At 56.4% G+C, this 15718-nt stretch carries 13 protein-coding genes; 4 read left to right on the top strand and 9 right to left on the bottom strand.

Translation table 11 applies throughout. From position 1 onward, the window contains the following. Positions 1-10 precede the first annotated feature (10 nt). Both H7A51_07620 and H7A51_07625 read left to right on the top strand, forming a co-directional pair. Complete coding sequence (locus tag H7A51_07620) at positions 11-1078, top strand: PilT/PilU family type 4a pilus ATPase (GenBank protein MCP5536092.1); 1068 nt, start codon at positions 11-13, stop codon at positions 1076-1078. Between the two features lie 49 nt (positions 1079-1127). Next, positions 1128-1904, top strand: a complete 777-nt coding sequence (locus H7A51_07625; GenBank protein ID MCP5536093.1) for a hypothetical protein — start codon at positions 1128-1130, stop codon at positions 1902-1904. Positions 1905-1930: 26 nt separating this feature from the next. Here H7A51_07625 and H7A51_07630 read toward each other — a convergent pair whose 3' ends face one another. The 3 genes from H7A51_07630 to nadC all read right to left on the bottom strand — a co-directional run bounded on the left by H7A51_07630 (position 1931) and on the right by nadC (position 4112). Beyond that, a complete protein-coding gene (locus H7A51_07630) occupies positions 1931-2689 on the bottom strand; it encodes a PDZ domain-containing protein (GenBank protein ID MCP5536094.1) in 759 nt (252 codons plus the stop codon). 76 nt (positions 2690-2765) lie between these two features. Next, positions 2766-3179 carry a DoxX family protein gene (locus H7A51_07635; GenBank protein MCP5536095.1) on the bottom strand — a complete coding sequence of 138 codons (414 nt, stop codon included), beginning with the start codon at positions 3177-3179 and terminating at the stop codon, positions 2766-2768. Positions 3180-3239: 60 nt separating this feature from the next. Then, complete coding sequence (gene nadC / locus H7A51_07640; GenBank protein MCP5536096.1) at positions 3240-4112, bottom strand: carboxylating nicotinate-nucleotide diphosphorylase; 873 nt, start codon at positions 4110-4112, stop codon at positions 3240-3242. A 190-nt stretch (positions 4113-4302) separates the two neighbouring features. Between nadC and H7A51_07645 the strand changes: the two genes are divergently transcribed. Then, entirely contained in the window at positions 4303-6270 is a 1968-nt protein-coding gene (locus H7A51_07645; GenBank protein ID MCP5536097.1) for an ABC-F family ATP-binding cassette domain-containing protein, read from the top strand. A gap of 97 nt (positions 6271-6367) precedes the next feature. Here the strand turns inward: H7A51_07645 and ilvD are convergent, their stop codons facing one another. After that, positions 6368-8065, bottom strand: a complete 1698-nt coding sequence (gene ilvD, locus H7A51_07650; GenBank protein MCP5536098.1) for a dihydroxy-acid dehydratase — start codon at positions 8063-8065, stop codon at positions 6368-6370. A gap of 136 nt (positions 8066-8201) precedes the next feature. On the opposite strand from ilvD, the gene H7A51_07655 reads away from it, so the two are divergent. After that, positions 8202-10187 carry a DUF5060 domain-containing protein gene (locus H7A51_07655; GenBank protein ID MCP5536099.1) on the top strand — a complete coding sequence of 662 codons (1986 nt, stop codon included), beginning with the start codon at positions 8202-8204 and terminating at the stop codon, positions 10185-10187. 82 nt (positions 10188-10269) lie between these two features. Here H7A51_07655 and H7A51_07660 read toward each other — a convergent pair whose 3' ends face one another. From H7A51_07660 to H7A51_07680, 5 genes are all read right to left on the bottom strand, one after another. Continuing rightward, entirely contained in the window at positions 10270-11109 is an 840-nt protein-coding gene (locus tag H7A51_07660; protein MCP5536100.1) for a DUF1080 domain-containing protein, read from the bottom strand. Between the two features lie 122 nt (positions 11110-11231). Next, on the bottom strand, positions 11232-12704 hold the full coding sequence (locus H7A51_07665) for a Gfo/Idh/MocA family oxidoreductase (protein MCP5536101.1): 1473 nt from the start codon (positions 12702-12704) through the stop codon (positions 11232-11234). Further along, positions 12704-13765 (bottom strand): mannonate dehydratase, encoded by a 1062-nt coding sequence (locus H7A51_07670; GenBank protein ID MCP5536102.1) that lies wholly within the window; start codon positions 13763-13765, stop codon positions 12704-12706. Before H7A51_07670 ends, H7A51_07665 begins: the two co-directional genes overlap by 1 nt. 23 nt (positions 13766-13788) lie before the next feature. Continuing rightward, positions 13789-13968, bottom strand: a complete 180-nt coding sequence (locus tag H7A51_07675; GenBank protein ID MCP5536103.1) for a hypothetical protein — start codon at positions 13966-13968, stop codon at positions 13789-13791. 396 nt (positions 13969-14364) lie between these two features. Then, positions 14365-15714 carry a sugar porter family MFS transporter gene (locus tag H7A51_07680; protein MCP5536104.1) on the bottom strand — a complete coding sequence of 450 codons (1350 nt, stop codon included), beginning with the start codon at positions 15712-15714 and terminating at the stop codon, positions 14365-14367. Between the last annotated feature and the right edge of the window lie 4 nt (positions 15715-15718).

The following is a 15718-nucleotide window of genomic DNA, read 5'->3' on the forward strand; positions in this document are numbered from 1 at the left end:
TCCAGCAACTATGAGCGATGCTATCAGCGAAGTAAAAAATGTCACCGACTACCTGCGGGTATGCGTCGAGCTAGGCGGCTCCGACTTGCATTTGTCAAGTGGGGCACCACCCGCCGCGCGGGTCGATGGCGTGTTAAAGGCGCTTGAGGACTTTTGCCTGTCCGATGAAGTCACCAAGTTCCTCATCATGGACACCCTCACGGAATCCCAGCGGGCTGAGTTGGAAAAGAACTGGGAGCTCGACTACGCCATCCAGGTCTCCGACATCGGCCGGTTCCGGGGCAATGTCCACTACATCCGTGGCCACATCGAAGCGTCATTCCGCCATATCCCAATCGACATCCCCAGTCTCGCGGCTCTCGGCCACTACCCGATCATTGAAAAGATCTGTCAGCTCCGCCGTGGTCTTGTCCTGCTCACCGGAATGACCGGCTCCGGCAAATCAACCACGCTGGCATCCATGGTCAAACGGATTTCTGAAACCCGGTCCGGAGTCATCATCACCATCGAGGACCCTATCGAATTTATCTACCCCCATCTCTCCTGCCTGGTGAAACAACGGGAAGTGGGGACCGATACCAGGTCATTCCCAACCGCCCTCAGGCAAGCCCTCAGGCAGGACCCCGATGTAATCATCGTTTCCGAGCTCAGGGACCTCGAAACCATTCGCATCGCTCTCACCGCAGCGGAAACCGGGCACCTGGTGATCGCCACCTTGCACACCCTCGACGCACCTCAGAGCGTCGATCGCCTGGTCGATGTCTTCCCCCCGGACCAGCAGCAGCAAATCATCGCCCAGCTGGCGAATGTGCTGGAAGCCATTGTCTCACAACGCCTGATCATGCGCAGCGATGGCCAGGGACGGGTCATGGCCTCGGAAGTCCTCCGCATGAACCATGGTCTACGCACCTGCATCCGGGAGCGAAAAATCGAACAAGTCGTGGGGCTGATGGAGATTGGACATGCCGAAGGGATGCACACCATTGATGAATCACTCGCCCAGCTCCTCCAGATGAATCAAATCACCCACGAGGAAGTAACCTTTAACTGTCGCGATCGAAAACGTTTCGAACGTTAACCCCCGTAACAACTAACATTTTCACCAACACAAACCAAATTCCCGACCCATGGCAACGACCCAAGTACACTACAGCGAGTATATCAAACAGGGGCTTTTCATTATCGTCGTGATCGCCCTGGCCCTCTTTGGAGTCAAGAGCTGTCGCAAGTACCAGCAAAAAAGAGCCGTCATCGTGGAGCTGAGCTCCAATGCCAGCGAGTCGGCTGCCTACGAACAATTCTACGCTGAGAACGCGCAATCCAATCTCTACAAATCGATGCACCAAATGTATCTTGGCGTTCAGCTCGGCCTCACACCGGCTGAGATTCTTGCCTCGGTCATGGAAGTCGACGACACGTTCTTTTCCACGGAAAAAGATGAGGAGCTGCCGATCCGCCAGGTGTTGATCCGTGATGCCCTTCTTAGCAATTACGACAACTGTGTGAAGCTCGCCATCTTCGAGGATGCCAACAACATCGAACAGCTCGCCGATGGCCAGCCACCGACGATTCAAAGCGGGCCTGCGACCGGGGAAAAAGCCACACTCCAGCAAATCATCCCCGGCTCGGTCCTGCCGGGTGTCGATAAGCTGCTCCCCAACCTGGTCATCAGCCCGCCACAGGAAGTGTCCAGCGAAGCCAAAGCCACATCCTTTGATGACTTCAAGATTGCTCGCGCTAAAAAACTTGCCCAGGACCTGGCCAACGCAGGTCTGATAGAACGTGATGCCCACAAAAAAATCGTCGAGTTCTACGACCGGGTGAGCACCACCGTAACCACCCCTGAAGTCCCCACCCCAGAGGCTCCACCATCACCGAAGACCCCGCCGGTCCCCACGCCTTGAAAAAGAACTTCCTTATCCCCGGTGCCCTAGCCTTTTTCCTTCAGCCATTTGTTGAAGAATCTTTCGCCTTGCAGCCTTGATTCATCCGCCCTTGACGGGCCAAAGGCATCAGCATCCGCAGACGCTGGACGTTTCATCAACTTGATTTTCATATCGCTCTTTTTACCCGCCCGCACAAGATGCAGGGTGATCATGTCATCGGGTTGCTTGGATTGGATGTATTCACTGAATTTCAGCACCGTGTCCATGCCTATCACCATCCCCATCCGCCCTTGAATACCACCACCGATTCGTGGCGCTTTGGCTTTCCCGAGCTTACTGAAGTCAAGATCATCGACCCCTAACACCACATCCCCCACTTTCAAGCCCGCCTTGGCAGCCGGTGTATCGGGCAGCACCAGTCGAACCCGGATTCCCGGCCGGGCCGGCTCACCTTGTTTGCCCGGGACTATGAACTCCTCCATGCTGATACCGACAAAGCCCTTGCCGCGTCCGTATTGACGCTGGATCACCATTTCCTTCATCAGCGTGTAGCACCGCGTCTTGGCTTCCGGCTCTTCCAGCGCCTTCCACGTGCGATGTAATATCTCGGGTGCGACCTGCAGGTTTGTTTCCGCCCACTTGTGAAGCTCGGCGTATGCCTTTTCACGCTCTTCATAACGATCCGCTGATAGGTGTGGTAAAATACCCTTCGGGATTTCACTCTCAGCTGAAGCTCCCACAGACATCCATGCAGCTAGAACAACGTGAATCGAAATGCGAAGACCAATGAACTTTGATGTCATAGGTGGCCAATGTAGCGGAATACCGCAGAAATGCAACCTATCTCCCACGCCCGGTGGAACAAAATCAACACGCCGCTCATGTGAATTTACCCAGCATGGGCAATGATCCCCGGAACCGGAAGAGCAGCACCAGGGAGATCACCATGGTGACCACCGCCATGATGAACAGCACCGGACCGCCCCCGTAATCCACCCCGATCACGGATAGGTGGGTTACGATCGCCCCTGCCATCGTCCCAACAGCCATCAATGAGCCGACCGCAATTGCAGCAGGTTTTTTCATCAACAGGAGTACGGCAGTCACCAACTCCACCACGCCGGAACCTATCCGCATCAGTGCCTCCAGGGAGTCGTCCCCGATCACGGCCTCTGATAGCATGGAAAAGAGTTTCACGGATTCCTCGGCTCCGGTGAATTTGAAAAACAAGGTCTGAAGGAGGATGAGCGCCACAATCACACGTAGGATCAAAAAGAAGACGGGCTTTTTCATAGGGGCTGGTTGACGGGTTGTTGGTAGGAGGCAGATCGCCGCACTTTATTGCATGAACTGTTATTTAAACTCCAGCGACAGATCGAGCGCGACGGCTGAGTGTGTCAATGCACCCACCGAGATGAAGTCGACACCTGTCTGGGCGATACCGGCAATCGTCGACAGATTCACTCCCCCACTGGCCTCCAGCAGGACTTTCGATTTTGCCGCATCACGCATCGCCACCGCCTGCCGCATCGTCGCGTTGTCCATGTTGTCCAGCAGGATGTAATCAACGCCTTCCAGTCCAAGGAATTGCCCGACTTGTTGCAGTGTGTCTGTTTCCAGCTCCACTTCAACGCCGGGGCGATCTTCATGCAGCCGGTCAATGGCGTCCTGCAAGGCATTCAACTTGTTTTCCGCCATCAGATGGTTGTCCTTTACCATCGCCCGGTCATACAAACCCATCCGGTGGTTGGTCCCCCCCCCCGCTACCACGGCCGCCTTTTCCAGGGCGCGCCAGCCCGGCGTCGTTTTGCGGGTATCGAGTACCCTGGCTTTCGTCCCGCGTATCAGGGCCACATACTCGCGTGTCTGGGTGGCTATACCCGACAGCCTTTGGAGAAAATTCAGCGCGGTCCGCTCCGCGGTAAGAATCGATCGCGCGGAACCGCTGATCTCCAGCACGTGGTCGCCGTAATTGAGCACGTCCCCGTCTTGCTTGAGTCCGACCAGTTCCAGCCCGGGGTCGATCCGGTGGAACACCTCCCTGGCGGTAGCCATTCCCGCCAATATCCCCTCAGCCTTGGCATGGATGTAGGAGCTTGATTTTCTTTCCCCGGGCACAAAATACACCGACGTCACATCCCCCGTCTTCAGGTCTTCCCCGATATCCTCAAGAAGGGCCAGGTCGATCAACGCACTGGTTACTTCACAAATTCTGCTCATGGCCATGATCATTGGCTATTCCCGGCCTCTTGACAACCTTCAAGAATGGCCGGTAGTGCAGGGTGCCCGTTTTTCAAACTGCTATTTTTGATAGTAGATGAAGGAAGGAATGATTCCATTGCGCGCAATACGCGTATTCGAACCGGTTTAAAATTCTGTTGTCAATCCCCTGAATTCTGGCAGAAACCTGCCCGCGATGCTTGCCGTGCAAAACCTACATATCGAATTCGGTGCGAGGGTCATCTTTAAAGACCTCTCGTTCACTGTGCATCCGAAGGAGCGGATCGCGTTCGCCGGGCACAACGGCGCGGGCAAATCCACCCTGATGAAGTGTATCGCCGGCATCCTCAAGCCGAATGGCGGCAGGCTGGTCAAACCCAAGCACTGCGACGTCGGCTACCTGCCCCAGGAGGGAATTCATATTAAAAACATCACCCTCTGGGATGAAGTGGAGTCGGCCTTTGCCGAAACCCGCGACCTGCAAAGGGAAATCGACTCACTGGCCGAAAAACTGCACCACCTCGACCCCCGGTCCGCCCCCTACTCGGACCTGCTTCACGACATCGGCGATCTGGAACTCAAGCTCGAAGCCGCCAACCCGGGGACGATCAAACCCAAGATGGAGTCGGTGCTCACCGGCCTTGGTTTCCGGCGCAGTGACTTCACCCGCGACTGCGGTGAGTTCTCCGGCGGCTGGCAGATGCGGATCGCACTTGCCAAACTACTGCTGACCCAGCCACAAATCCTGCTCCTGGACGAGCCGACCAACCACCTTGACATCGATTCGCAAAAGTGGATGGAAAGCTACCTGGTCAACTATCCGGGGGCCATCCTGATCATTTCCCACGACCTCGCGCTGCTCGATATGCTTACCAAGCGGACCATTGCCTTCCACCACGGCCGGGCCGAGGAATACGCGGGCAACTACTCATTTTACGTCAAGGAATCCGTCCTCCGCAAAGAAATTCTCGTCAAGCAGTACAAAGCCCAGCAGCGTGAGGTCAAACAGATCCAGGATTTCATCGACCGCTTCCGCGCCAAGGCAACCAAGGCCAAGCAGGTGCAAAGCCGGATCAAGCAGTTGGAAAAAATCGAACTGATCGAGATCGAGCAGGATGATGCGGTGATGAGTTTCCGTTTCCCTGACCCTCCGGCGTCCGGCCACAGCGTTGCCGTATTGGAAAACGCCAGCAAGGCCTACGGTAAGGTCAATATTTTCCAGGACTTCAACTTTGAAATCACCCGCGGCGAACGCATCGCCATCGTCGGACCTAACGGCGCGGGGAAATCCACCTTCTGCCGACTCATCACCGGCCAGGAAGAGCCCGACAGCGGGGTGCATCGTTTCGGGCACAAAGCAGCCGCCTCGTTTTTCTCCCAAAACCACGCCGATGAGCTCGATCCGGACATCACCGTGCTCGAGTGCGCGGAAAAAGCCGCATCACGTGAAAACGCGCCCCTGGCCCGTAACCTCCTGGGCTGTTTCCTGTTCCGTGGCGACGACGTCTTTAAGAAAGTAGGCATCCTCTCCGGCGGTGAACGGTCGCGCGTCGCCCTCGTCTGCATGCTGCTTCGCCCTGCCAACTTCCTCATTCTCGACGAACCCACCAACCACCTCGATATCCAGTCGCAGGAGGTGTTGCAAAACGCCCTGCGCGATTACCCGGGCTCCTACCTCATCGTTTCCCACAACCGCTCGTTCCTTGACCCGATCGTAACCAAGACACTCGAGTTCCGCCAGGGTCATCCTCCAAGGATGTTTGCTGGCAACATCACTTACTACCTCGAAAAAGTCGAGGAGGAGAGAAACGCCGCAAGGGGGGTGGCAACGACTACGGCCAAAGCAGTGCATTCCGGTCCAGCTTCGAACGCCAACCGCAAGGAGCAGCGCAAGGCGGAAGCCGCGCTACGGCAGAAGCGCAACGATGTGCTCAAACCACTGCAAGCCGAACTGGAAGCGTTGGAAAACAGTATTTCCGAATTCGAGGCCGCGCAGAGCGCCCTGACACATCACATGTCCGACCCAGCCACTGCCGGGGATGCCGAAAAAATGCAGCAGGCATCATCCGCCTACCAGGCGCTTTCCGAGAAATTGGAAAACGCCTTCACCCAATGGGGCGAGCTCAATGACAAGATCGAAAAGCTCGAAGCCGAGCTAGGCTAGGGAGGGTGGACAATCCTGTCCACCGGCAACCCAGGAATGATGCGGACAGGCCCCTCCTTCGCGTGAAGCTATGCGGGCAAGCTCTCCGAACTACTCCCTAGAACTTATCCGTCACCGCACCGGTCGAGGCCGATGTCACGGTGTGGGCATACTTGGCCAGCACACCACGCTTGTAACGAGGCTCGTAAGGCTGCCATCTGGCTTTTCGCGCCGCCCATTCCTCATCCGTGAGATTGGCACTGATGCTGTTGCCTACGGCATCGATCGTGATCTCGTCGCCGTCTTCAAGCAAACCAATCGGACCACCGACGTGGGCTTCAGGTGTGATATGACCGACAACAAACCCGTGGCTACCACCGGAGAAACGACCGTCAGTGATCAAGGCCACCTTGTCACCAAGGCCACGTCCCATCACGGCACTGGTCGGCCCTAACATCTCGCGCATGCCGGGACCGCCCTTCGGTCCTTCGCGGCGAATAACAATGACATTGCCATCGACGATTTTACCCTCAAGGATGGCGATCATCGCGTCTTCTTCACAATCGAAGACGCGGGCACTACCGGTGAAACTGCTTCCCTCTTTCCCGGTGATCTTGGCAACAGCACCCTCTGGAGCAAGATTTCCGTAGAGGATACGCAGGTGACTGTCTTTTTTGATCGGGTTGTCCAAGGGGCGGATGATGTCCTGGTCAACGGGGTATTCAATCGGGGAATTGGCCAGGTTTTCAGCGAGGGTCTTACCGGTGACCGTCAAGCAGTCGCCATGCAGAAGCCCCGCCTTAAGAAGCATCTTCATCAACGGCACGGTGCCGCCGATTTTCACCAGGTCCGCCATGACATACTTGCCACTTGGTTTCAGGTCGGCGAGCATGGGGACGTTTTTGCCGATTTCCGTGAAGTCGTCGATACTAAGTTCCACATCACAGGCATGAGCCATGGCGAGCAGGTGCAGCACGGCATTGGTGGAGCCACCGAGGGCGATAACAACGGTGATCGCGTTTTCAAAGGCCTTCCGGGTCAGGATGTCGCGAGGACGGATCCCCTTGTCCATCATATTCAAAACAGCAGCACCGGCATCAAAACAATCCCTCATCTTGTCCTCGCCAACGGCATCCTGGGCAGAACTGTTAGGAAGTGACATCCCGAGCGCCTCGATGGCACTCGCCATGGTGTTGGCGGTGTACATGCCACCACACGAACCCTCCCCGGGAATGGCATTTTCTTCGACAGCCCGGAGTTCTTCATCAGAATACTCGCCGGCTGCATGTTTGCCAACGGCTTCGAAAACGGAAACGATATCGAGGTCTTTATCCTCCCCCTTGATGCTGGTGCAACCGGGAAGAATCGTGCCTCCGTAGACAAAGATGCCGGGACGATTCAGTCGGGCCAGTGCCATGATGCAGCCAGGCATGTTTTTATCACAGCCCCCGATGGCGACCACGCCGTCCATGCCTTCACAGCCAATGACGGTCTCGATGGAATCGGCGATCACCTCGCGGGAAACAAGTGAGTACTTCATGCCCTCGGTCCCCATGGAAATACCGTCGGAGATGGTGATTGTGTTAAAAATGACGGATTTTCCACCCGCGGCATCCACGCCTTTGGCCGATTCAAGTGCCAACCGGTCAATGTGGACGTTGCAGGGCGTGACCTGGCTCCAGGTGGATGCCACACCAACTTGCGGTTTATCGAAATCTTCGTTGTTGAAACCGACGGCATGCATCATCGCACGACTCGGTGCACGATCAGGGCCATCAAATACTTGTGAGGAGAATGGGCGACGACAATCAGACATGCGCTGTTGCTAATGGATCATAGTCCAATTGTAAATAGGTAATTGTGCGTGCTTCCTTTCCTTCTATCCATCACCATTTCCCCGCCCGTTTCCTGCCGCCCGATGAAGTCAATGCGTTGATTATTTTAAGAAAAACATGGGAGAAAACCCGCTGGACATCGTATCGTCTGAAGCGGGACGCGCCGTTTGCATGCAGACGGCAACCTTCCCTGGGGAAATTTCTCAAACCGTCCTGCCGACACCGAAACAACACAACATGCACAAAAAGAGTCCAGCCACCCTGATTGCCGTTTCCAGTGCCATGCTCCTGCCCATGAGCCTCCATGCTGATGAAAAAGTAACCGTATCCGGTGAGCTCAAACAGTGGCATAAGGTCACACTCACCATGACCGGCCCCCATGCCGGCGAAACGGACACCAAGCCCAACCCATTCACTGACCTCGTCCTGAATGTCCGTTTCACCCACGAATCCGGCACGCCCGATTACGTGGTGCCAGGGTACTTTGCAGCCGACGGCCATGCCGCTGAGACGTCAGCCACATCAGGAAACCAATGGAGGGCTCATCTATCACCCGACAAGGCAGGCCGATGGAAATATGCTATCCAGTTCAAGGGAACGCCATTGGATAAACTCCAGGGAAGCTTCAAGATTGGCCCGACCGACAAAGCCGGTGTCGATCTGCGTGGCAAGGGGCGGCTTCAGTATGTGGGCACCCGCTACCTCCGCCACGCCGGCAATGCCGAGTGGTTCCTCAAAGCCGGTGCCGATGCCCCGGAGACGTTCCTCGCCTACGTGGATTTCGATGGCACCGTGGCTAACAACCCGAAAAAATGTCCGCTGAAAAACTGGAACGCACATGTCAGGGATTGGAAATCCGGAGACCCCACATGGAAAAACGGCAAGGGGAAAGGCATCATTGGTGCCATCAACTACCTCTCTGCCCAAGGTTGTAACGCCTTTTCCTTTATCCCATACAATGCTGGAGGCGACGGCGACAACGTCTGGCCCCATGTCAGCAGGTCGGACAAAGTTCACTTCGACTGCTCGAAACTCGACCAATGGGGAATGGTCTTCGACCACGCCACGGCCAAGGGCATGTATCTCCACTTCAAGTTGCAGGAAACTGAAAATGATGACCTCCGGGGGAACCACCAAGCAGGTAAGCAGCATGCCCTCGACAAGGGAGAGCTCGGCATCCAGCGCAAGGCCTATCTGCGTGAAATCATCGCCAGGTTCGGTCACAACCTCGCACTCAATTGGAACCTGGGTGAGGAAAACACACAGTCGATCCAACAGATCAGCGACCAAGCGCGGTTCATCAGGAAAACCGACCCCTACGCACACAACATCGTCCTTCACACCTATCCTCATGAGCAGGATAAAATCTACGGACGGCTTCTGGGGAAAAAAGACCTGCTAAGCGGTGTCTCCATCCAGAACTCCCACGTCAACCGGACGCATACCGACACCTTGAAGTGGGTCAGCCGCTCCACAAAAGCGGGTCATCCATGGGTCATCGGCTTCGACGAGGCAGGCAATGCCGCTACCGGAACACCTCCCGACCCCGACTGGCCGGGTATGGCCCAGGCCATGGCCAAACATAAGAAAAAAAAGGCATCGCCCCACCTTCCCAGCATCGATGAAATCCGCGCCCAGGTCCTCTGGGGCACCCTGATGGCGGGGGGCACCGGGGTTGAATACTACTTCGGTTACCAGCTTCCCGAAAATGACCTGAACTGCCAGGACTGGAGAAGCCGCGGCAAGACCTGGCGATACAGTCGCATCGCCCTCGGTTTTTTCCGGGATTATCAAATCCCCTTCTGGGAAATGACCAACACCAACGCCCTCATCGGAAATACCAAAAACACCAACCAACAAGGTTATTGTTTTTCCAAACAAGGCTCACTCTACCTGGTCTACCTACCCAAAGCCTCGCCTTGTGTGTTAGACCTTGGCAAGGCCAACGGAGAGTTTTCCGTCCACTGGTTCAACCCCCGCCAGGGTGGCAAGCTCGCCACCGGCAGTGTGAAAACCGTCACGGGTGGCCAGCCTGTCAACTTGGGCCGCCCACCGTCAGACCCGGCCAAAGACTGGCTCATCATCATCAAATCCAGCCGATGATCCATCAAGGCGCCAAGCTGATTGGAGGAAACCATCAAGGATGGGGTGGACTGCCCAGCTCGACAGTCATCATAACCGGCGGTTAGTCGGCGATTTCTACAATCCAGATATTGCGGAAGCGCACCGGATTGCCGTGGTCCTGCATCTGGAGGTGGCCTTTGTCACCATGCTTGATGTACTCAGAGATTGAATGTGGTCCGCGCCAGCTGGTGCCGCCCCAAAGTTCTACGTTATCGTGGATGACGATGCCGTTGTGCACCACATGAAACCTGGCGCGTCGGGTGACCTCCCCTTTTTCATTAAAGACCGGCCGATGAAATGTGATGTCGTAGGTCTGCCACTCACCGGGTTTGCGGCAGGCGTTGACCAAGGGTTTGACCCGGCCATAAAGCGCGCCGCACTGGCCGTCGGGATAGGTTGGGTTTTGATAGCTGTCGAGCACCTGGACTTCATACTGCCCCATGAGAAACACGCCGCTGTTTCCCCGACCCTGGCCGCTACCTTTGGCCACGGCGGGAGTGGCGAATTCGATGTGCAACTTGCAGGAGCCAAATTGCTCCTTACTCTGGATATAGCCGGCTTTACGCACCGACTCCAGGGCGCCGTCAACGAGCTTCCACTTGGTGGGGCCACCCTGGGTGGATGTCCAGTTTCCGAGTGTTTTTTCGGTGCCATCAAATAGAATTTTGGCATTCGCCGGAGCTTTGGCCGCCTCGGCATCGTAGGGTTTGGGGGTCACGACCTTCGGCTGTGGTTGTTTCGCAGGATCTTCCTCATGCACCTTGATCCCATCGATATACTTGTACTCGACCGGTTTGCCTTTTTCCATCCTGGTTTCTACTTTCACCACAGGCGGTGCAGCCGATACTGAAGTGGCAAGGCTGACAATGAGTGGCAGTGTTAGAACAATGTGTTTTTTCATAGCGTGTGGAATACTTAAAATGGGTGCGTCTGGTTATGCATAATCCATACAATCATCCACACCCAAAGCAAGGCCACAATTGAGGGACACGACGATCAGCACAGTTGAAAAAACAAAGAAAATCAGCTGCCCGGATACTTCCAGTCGCCCCGGTAATCGCGTGTCAGCAGCTTGTTGGCAACGGGGTCGCCGATGATCATTTCCTTTTCCCCGTCCCAGGCAACGCTTTTACCATGCTTGAGACTCAACATACCAAGCAGGCATACATTGGTCGACAGGTGGCCAATTTCGATATCACAAACAGGCCTCCGCCCGGGCGTCTCAATACTCTCCAGCAGATCGATCCAAAGTTCCCGGATATTCTGGTGGTCGGGGACGTGGAGTGTCGGCTTCTCATGGATGACAGGCTCATTTTTGTTAGCAGGGTAGAACTTCCACCCATCCCGCCAGCCCATGTGGAATGTGCCCTTGGTGCCGTGAAAGTAACAACCTACGTTTTCGCCCTTGTGCGCATGGTGACCGGCAAAGTTCCTATGCTCCCAGTGGGCCGTGAAGGATTCAAACTCGAAGGTCGCGATCTGGTGGTCCGGAGCATCGCTGGTCTGGTGCGTTTCATGATAGACAGGCACCCCCTTGATGGCGCGCCCGCCGGTCGAGTAAACCTTGCGGGGATGCTTCTCATCCGTCCACCACAGGATCTGGTCCATCCAGTGGATTCCCCAGTCGCCGAGCGTTCCATTGGCATAATCGAGATACTGGCGGAAACCACGTGGATGAATTGCATTCCCCCAGCTTTTCGGATTCTCGCAATAATGCCGCATAGGGGCCGGCCCACACCAGAGGTCCCAGTCGAGCGCTTTGGGCGGAGCCATGTTTTCGGAGGGTGCCTCAGGGCCGTTGCCGCCATAGTGGACAAAGGCGTGGACACTCCCGATCTTTCCAGCCTTACCCTCCTTGAGAAACTTCATCCCTGAAACATTGTGAGGCGAGACCCTGCGATGTGTGCCTACCTGGACCATTTTCCCCGTGGCACGGGCCGCCTTTACCATCGCACGCCCTTCCCCGATGGTGTGTCCGATCGGCTTTTCCACATAGACATGCGCACCAGCTTGCACGGCAGCAATCATGATAAGCGGATGCCAGTGGTCGGGGGTGCCGATGATCACGATTTCGGGTTTTTCCTTTTTAAGAAGTTCACGAAAATCGCTGTACTTGCTCGGCTTGTCACCCGTCTCTTTTTCCACGCGCGCGACCGCCGGGTCCAGATGGCGTCGGTCGACATCGCACATCGCCACGATGGTGGATCTTTTGGCCCGTATTGCCTCGCCTAAGATATTCATCCCCCACCAGCCCGTACCTATCAGAGCCGTGCGATACTTTTTCGTCCCCTTGCTCTGCCCAAGAAGAAAGGGAGCCGAACCAAGGGATGTGAGAGAGCCAGCGACAACTCCGGACGCAGACTTTAGAAAGCGGCGGCGATTTGTTCCCGAGACCAGCTTGGAGCCACCGGCGGCGAGGGCGTTGACGACGTATTCGGAAATCGCCCCACGGCCCCCGGTGATGAGAATGGTTTTATCCGACAGGTCAATTTTCATTATGCCTCCTCCATCTTGGCTTTGATATAGCCGAGGGCAAACGCCATCCCGGCGTGCCACGGCGCGGAACACTCCATTTGCGGTGCGTGATCCGGGATGACAACCCCCTGGAAATCGTTTTCCTTAAGGATGCGGAGAACAAGCCCGACGTCGATCTTGCCGTCGTCGATGAAGGTCTCGACATACTCGGGCACCGTGCCGCGGACGTTGCGCAGGTGGACGTAGGGCAGGACGTTCTGGTTGGCGTAGCGCTCCACGCATGCATACAAATCGCCGTCCTCCATCTCCGCCAGGGTGCCGACGCAGAACTCGAGCTGGTTCGACGGGCTTTTCACCAGGTCGAGCAGTTTCTGATAGAGGGCGTGTTGGTAAACGAGGCGCGGCTGGCAGCGGACGGATTCCAGCGGCGGATCATCCGGGTGCGCCGCCATGATCACTCCCGCCTCCTCGGCCACGGGTAGGATGTTGCGGAGGAAATACTCGAGTCGGCTCCAGAGTTCCCCGTGGCTGATGCTCTCCAGCACGCCCTCGGGGGCATCCGGATCATAAACCATGTTCCAGACCATGCCGTTGGGAATCGGTTTGTCCTTGAGGGTATTGCCTTTCACCATACCCACGGCAGGAGCGCCGCCCCGGGTCTTGACCTTGTCACGCGCCGCCACGCCGGCGATGGAGAAATTGTAGCCAAACACAGAGACTCCCGCCTCACCGACGATGCGGATCTGCTCCTTGAGCTGCTCCATCTGCTGCTCCTTCTTCGGTCCGTCCAGCAGGACATCGTGCCACTGGGCGGGGTCAAAGTTTTCAATGGCGTAAAACTCGAGACCATACTCCGCGAGCTCCGCCTTGATCTTGAGCAGCTCATCGAGCGTCCATAATCCAGGGTGATTGGCGACGCCCCAGCCCTCTTCCTCGTCGATGGGCTGGTCGTCTCCCTTTGCCTTGCGGGAGAGGCCGTAGTCACAGAGGTGGACGATGGCGTGGGTGCAGCCGCACTGTTGCGCGAAGCGATAATACTCCGGCTTGAGCATGTGGCGGTAGAATCCGAATCCTAGATGCATGATGTTGCGGTGTTGGTATTTTGTTAGAGCGCGCCATTTCCCTTGCCGGCTTTTGCAAACGGCTGGATCGGCTGGGACAGGAACTGATGCCCGTAGCCGGGTGCGTCATGGATGTTACCCACCACGGAGATGTAACGTTTCTCCTTGATGAGTTCAAAAAGCCCGGCGTCGATGGCCGTTAGGAAGTGGGATGCTTGGTTCATTGTGTGGGATGCCTGGTTTATAGGGGGAGGTGGATGCTTTGGACAGTAAATTGATCGGTAAAAAAGACCGCATCCAGGTGAACCACAGGCGTGGTAATGGACAGGCTCACAGCTCGCGGGTATCCCGGTTTCCAGGTTGATGCGATACGTACTGGGGTTTCCCGCGTTCTGGTTTGGCTGGTCGCCGTGCCAATGTCGGCCTGGGCGGATTGCGCCGTTACCCTGCCGGACGCGGCATCAATCGTGCAGCCGATAATTTCTCCCGGGGAAAGATACAGGTCGGAGGCTCCGTCAAATATTCAGCCGGTGATTTGCCACCGACCCGTGCGCATCAGCAGCTTCAGGAGATGTCCGGTCTGGCCCTCCAGGGCACCCAAACCACTCAGCCTCCCACCGCTACATGTCCGCTTCGATTTGCTCCAGGGATTTTCTCTTCGTTTCCGGCAGGAAGATCCAGATCAGAATGAACTGGAGCATCATCATGGCGGCGAAGAAAACAAAGACGTAGCCGTTGAACATCGCGATCAGCGGCGGGAATGCGGTACTCACGAGGATACACATGAACCAGAGCACAAAACACGCTGTGGCGGAGCCAACCGCACGCACGGCATTGGGCAGCAGCTCGTTGATACACACCCAGATCACAGCCCCCTGCGAGTAGGCGTGCGAGGCTGCCACACCACCCGCGGCAAGCACGGCCAGCCAACTGGTGTCACCCGAGAGAAACACCCAGGCGGCCAGGGCATGGGAGGCGATAAAGGTGACGGAGCCCACCAACAGCAGCAGCTTGCGCCCGATCCGGTCGATCAAGGCCATGCCGACGAGGGTGAAAATCAGATTCACCAACCCGAGGGTCATCGATTGTTTAAAGGCATCCTCGGTGGAGAATCCCGCCAGTTCAAAAATCTTGGGCGCGTAGTAAAGCACCACGTTGATGCCGTCGAGCTGATTGAAAACGGCAAGCATACAGACCAGAAGCAGGGGTTTCATGTAGCGCTTCTGCAGCAACGACTCCTTGCGTCCCTGGTTCGACGCAAAGCTTTCCTCGATGGTCCGCAGCTCCTTGTCCGGGTCCTGGTAACCAAGCTTCAGCAAGGTTTTCCTCGCTTCGTCATGACGTTTTTTGTGCGCCAGCCAACGGGGGCTTTCCGGAATGATGAATGCGGAGAACAGGAAAAGCGCGGCGGGCAGAGCCTCCATGCCAAACATCCATCGCCACGCCACCCCGTCGGTCGCGGACCCCATGATGCTGATGATCACGTAATTGGAAACGTAGGCCGCAAGAATCCCCAACACGATGTTCAACTGGCTGACCGCCACCAGCACCCCCCGCTGCCGGGGCGGGGTGATTTCCGTGATGTACATCGGCGACACCACGGAGGCACCGCCCACGGCAAGCCCGCCGATAAAACGAAACGACACCAGCGACCATATATCCCAGTTAAACGCACAACCCAGTGCCGAGACGAGATAGAGCGCCGCCAGCAAAAACAAGACCTTGATCCGGCCATACTTCTCGCAGGGTTTGCCAATCAAAGCGGCACCCACAAGCGCACCGACCAGGGCGGAGGCCGCGGTGTAGCCGAGCTGCGACTCATCGAGGGAAAAAACATCCTGGATGCTGGCGTTCGCACCCGAGATCACGGCGGTGTCAAAACCAAATAAAAATGAGCCGATCGATGATGCGATGGCGCTGGTCATGAGCACTTTGCTCATCTTTGTCTTGGGCGGGTCGGTTGGATTCATAGGT

The sequence above is a fragment of the Akkermansiaceae bacterium genome, from assembly GCA_024233115.1.
In the GTDB taxonomy this organism is placed as follows: Bacteria; Verrucomicrobiota; Verrucomicrobiia; order Verrucomicrobiales; family Akkermansiaceae; genus Oceaniferula.

Coding starts and splice junctions, on each gene's coding strand:
- H7A51_07620 (MCP5536092.1), top strand. CDS start 11: ATGAGCGATGCTATCAGCGAAGTAAAAAATGTCACCGACTACCTGCGG.
- H7A51_07625 (MCP5536093.1), top strand. CDS start 1,128: ATGGCAACGACCCAAGTACACTACAGCGAGTATATCAAACAGGGGCTT.
- H7A51_07630 (MCP5536094.1), bottom strand. CDS start 2,689: ATGACATCAAAGTTCATTGGTCTTCGCATTTCGATTCACGTTGTTCTA.
- H7A51_07635 (MCP5536095.1), bottom strand. CDS start 3,179: ATGAAAAAGCCCGTCTTCTTTTTGATCCTACGTGTGATTGTGGCGCTC.
- nadC (MCP5536096.1), bottom strand. CDS start 4,112: ATGGCCATGAGCAGAATTTGTGAAGTAACCAGTGCGTTGATCGACCTG.
- H7A51_07645 (MCP5536097.1), top strand. CDS start 4,303: ATGCTTGCCGTGCAAAACCTACATATCGAATTCGGTGCGAGGGTCATC.
- ilvD (MCP5536098.1), bottom strand. CDS start 8,065: ATGTCTGATTGTCGTCGCCCATTCTCCTCACAAGTATTTGATGGCCCT.
- H7A51_07655 (MCP5536099.1), top strand. CDS start 8,202: ATGGGAGAAAACCCGCTGGACATCGTATCGTCTGAAGCGGGACGCGCC.
- H7A51_07660 (MCP5536100.1), bottom strand. CDS start 11,109: ATGAAAAAACACATTGTTCTAACACTGCCACTCATTGTCAGCCTTGCC.
- H7A51_07665 (MCP5536101.1), bottom strand. CDS start 12,704: ATGAAAATTGACCTGTCGGATAAAACCATTCTCATCACCGGGGGCCGT.
- H7A51_07670 (MCP5536102.1), bottom strand. CDS start 13,765: ATGCATCTAGGATTCGGATTCTACCGCCACATGCTCAAGCCGGAGTAT.
- H7A51_07675 (MCP5536103.1), bottom strand. CDS start 13,968: ATGAACCAAGCATCCCACTTCCTAACGGCCATCGACGCCGGGCTTTTT.
- H7A51_07680 (MCP5536104.1), bottom strand. CDS start 15,714: ATGAATCCAACCGACCCGCCCAAGACAAAGATGAGCAAAGTGCTCATG.